Origin of the sequence: Saccharomonospora halophila 8 (genome assembly GCF_000383775.1) — a bacterium.
Taxonomy (GTDB): Bacteria; Actinomycetota; Actinomycetes; order Mycobacteriales; family Pseudonocardiaceae; genus Saccharomonospora; species Saccharomonospora halophila.
Genome location: NZ_KB912492.1, coordinates 1 through 2,165, shown reverse-complemented (window position 1 = coordinate 2,165; position 2,165 = coordinate 1). Strand labels below are relative to the sequence as shown.

The following is a 2,165-nucleotide window of genomic DNA, read 5'->3' as shown; positions in this document are numbered from 1 at the left end:
GACGGCCTGGGCGCCCTCGGCGAGGAACCGCCCGGCCTCGGCGCGGCCGGACCGGGTGGTCAGCCGCCGGGCGGCGACGACCCGGGGAGTCCTGTGCGTGTACAGGCCGTCCCCGGGTCGGTGTCCGCTGCTCAGGCCGACTTCTTCGCGTCGGCGGGCAGGTTCTCCTTCGCCACCGCGGCGAGGGAGGCGAACGCCTCGGCGTCGTTCACCGCCAGCTCGGCGAGGATCTTGCGGTCGACCTCCACCTCGGCGGCCTTGAGGCCCTGGACGAAGCGGTTGTAGGTCAGACCGTTCTGCCGGGCCGCCGCGTTGATGCGGGTGATCCAGAGCTGCCGGAAGTCACCCTTGCGGGCCCGGCGGTCCCGGTAGGAGTACTGGAACGAGTGGAGCGTCTGCTCCTTGGCCTTGCGGTACAGCCGCGAGCGCTGGCCGCGGTAGCCGCTGGCCATGTCGAGTGTTTCGCGGCGCTTCTTCTTGGCGTTGACCGCCCGCTTGACGCGTGCCACGGGTCCATCCTGTCGGGTCGGGGGGCGCGAGGACGCCCCGGTGTCTTAACGGCGGGAAAGCCTGCTCAGCGGCCGAGCATTCGGTTGACGCGGGGCACGTCCTGGTCCGCGACCTCGGTGGTGCCTTCGAGCCTGCGGGTGACGCGGCTCGACTTCTTCTCCAGCAGGTGCCTGCGGCCGGCCCGCTCCCGCCGGAGCTTGCCGCTGCCCGTCACGCGGACGCGCTTCTTCATCCCGCTGTGGGACTTGTTCTTCGGCATTGTTCCCTCTTTCCAGAGACGGCAGCACACCGGTGGCCGGTGTGCTGCTGCGTTGTCGGCGACCACGGGGTCGGCGACCACGGGCGGACACGACTGCCCACCCCGTCGGGCGGTCCCCCGGGGACAGCACCGGGGGGCCGGACGTCACGACTCGGCCTTGTCCGAGTCCTTCGTCGCCTTCGCCTTCGCCTTCGCGTTCTTGTGCGGCGCCAGCACCATGATCATGTTGCGGCCGTCCTGCTTCGGCGACGACTCGATGAAGCCCAGCTCGGACACGTCGTCGGCGAGGCGCTCCAACAGCCGGAATCCCAGCTCCGGCCGGGACTGCTCACGACCACGGAACATGATCGTCACCTTGACCTTGTTCCCGCCCTCGAGGAAGCGGGACACGTGCCCCTTCTTCGTCTCGTAGTCGTGCGGGTCGATCTTGGGACGGAGCTTCTGTTCCTTGATGACGGTGGCCTGCTGGTTGCGGCGGGACTCACGGGCCTTCTGGGCACTCTCGTACTTGTACTTGCCGTAGTCCATGAGCTTCGCCACGGGCGGGCGTGCCTGCGGGGCGACCTCGACGAGGTCGAGGTCGGCCTCCTGGGCGAGCCGCAGCGCGTCCTCGATGCGGACGATGCCGACCTGCTCACCGTTCGGTCCCACGAGGCGGACCTCGGGAACACGGATGCGCTCGTTGATGCGCGTCTCGGAGCTGATGGGGCCTCCTTGGTCCAAGTGTCGGTTGTTGTGCTGTCTCGACCTGGTGCCCACATACCGCGGGCCCCGGCACCGGTACCTGTGCTACCCGTGTGCGGGGCCCTCAATCCGATCAACATCCGGAAATGCCGGATGCGCTCCGCGATCGCCGTGGCGGCCCGTGCCGCCTGCGCATCACGTGACCGGACCCGGACGCCTGGACGGCGACACGGGTGGGAGCGGGGCTCCACTTGCGGCCCCCGATTGCTCGGGAGCTGGTCGCACGTGGAATCGTACCAGATGTGCAAGACGACTCATCCAACGCTTTCGACCCCGGCGATGTTCCGCTCGATTCGCGGGAGCTGCGCGACATTCCCAGCGTCGAGGTCATCAGCCGGGCGGCCGTGATGCTGCTGTCCGCGGGCGCGGAGCGGCTCGGGCTCGCCGAGACCGAGCCCGACTCCAGTCCGCACCGGGACCTGGACGAGGCGCGCAGGCTGATCACCGCCCTCGCGGGCCTGGTGACCTCCTCCGGCGAGTACCTCGGGCTGCACGCCGGACCGCTGCGGGACGGGCTCCAGTCCCTGCAGAAGGCGTTCCGCGAGGCCTCGGCCGTGCCCGACCCTCCCGGCCAGGGACCCGGCGAGAAGTACACCGGCCCCGTGTACTGACGGGCCGGGGCGTGCCCGCGCGGCGCCGCGCCGTCCGGCGC

4 protein-coding genes and 1 pseudogene are annotated in these 2,165 nt (G+C 70.3%); 1 reads left to right on the top strand and 4 read right to left on the bottom strand.

The window, feature by feature from the left end:
• The 4 genes and pseudogenes from SACHA_RS25945 to infC form a co-directional block, all read right to left on the bottom strand.
• Positions 1-135 (bottom strand): annotated as a pseudogene (locus SACHA_RS25945) (TrmH family RNA methyltransferase); the annotation flags it as partial.
• On the bottom strand, positions 132-509 hold the full coding sequence (gene rplT / locus SACHA_RS0103795) for a 50S ribosomal protein L20 (protein ID WP_019807349.1): 378 nt from the start codon (positions 507-509) through the stop codon (positions 132-134). The gene rplT and the pseudogene SACHA_RS25945, both read right to left, overlap by 4 nt.
• Before the next feature lie 65 nt (positions 510-574).
• Complete coding sequence (gene rpmI / locus SACHA_RS0103790) at positions 575-769, bottom strand: 50S ribosomal protein L35 (protein WP_019807347.1); 195 nt, start codon at positions 767-769, stop codon at positions 575-577.
• Between the two features lie 144 nt (positions 770-913).
• A complete protein-coding gene (gene infC, locus SACHA_RS0103785; protein ID WP_083935769.1) occupies positions 914-1,492 on the bottom strand; it encodes a translation initiation factor IF-3 in 579 nt (192 codons plus the stop codon).
• 263 nt (positions 1,493-1,755) lie between these two features.
• On the opposite strand from infC, the gene SACHA_RS0103780 reads away from it, so the two are divergent.
• Positions 1,756-2,124 carry a DUF1844 domain-containing protein gene (locus SACHA_RS0103780; RefSeq protein WP_019807344.1) on the top strand — a complete coding sequence of 123 codons (369 nt, stop codon included), beginning with the start codon at positions 1,756-1,758 and terminating at the stop codon, positions 2,122-2,124.
• Positions 2,125-2,165 lie beyond the last annotated feature (41 nt).

Excerpts from the sequence above, each read along its gene's own strand:
- rpmI (WP_019807347.1), bottom strand. The coding sequence starts at position 769 with ATGCCGAAGAACAAGTCCCACAGCGGGATGAAGAAGCGCGTCCGCGTG.